Source organism: Bacillus cereus, assembly GCF_007678085.1.
GTDB lineage: Bacteria > Bacillota > Bacilli > Bacillales > Bacillaceae_G > Bacillus_A > Bacillus_A cereus_BE.
The window spans coordinates 178,028-178,460 of the sequence record NZ_VEDW01000002.1 but is presented as its reverse complement, the minus strand read 5'-3'; the positions used below and the strand labels follow the sequence as shown (position 1 = coordinate 178,460).

Genomic DNA, 433 nt, shown 5'->3' with positions numbered 1-433 from the left:
TGGTTCTACTACCACTTGTTGCACTGGTGTTTCTTCCACTCGTGATTCTACCACCACTTGCTGCATTGGTTTCTCTTCCACTCGTGATTCTTCCACTACTTGCTGCACTGGTTTCTCTTCCACTTGTGGTTCCACTACCACTTGCTGCACTGGTGTTTCTTCTACTTGTTGTACGGGCTTCTCCTCTACTCGTTCACTCATAGAAGATTGCATTGCATTTACTCTAGCCGCATGTCTTTCCATTAATCGCGTTCTGTCTTGTTTCAACATAACAACATTAAATGGGACATGACGCTTCTTCTCACGTTTTGGTTCTTCTTTTTGGACAACTTGTTGTTCTTCTGCAATCGGTGCTTCTTCTACAACTTGTTGCTCTTCCGCAACCGGTGCTTCTTCTACAACTGATTGCTCTTCCGCAACCGGTGCTTCTTCT

Annotated in this window: 1 pseudogene; it reads right to left on the bottom strand. The window is 44.8% G+C overall.

The window, feature by feature from the left end:
• Positions 1 to 433, bottom strand: a pseudogene (locus tag FS742_RS28010) (DNA translocase FtsK); the annotation flags it as partial.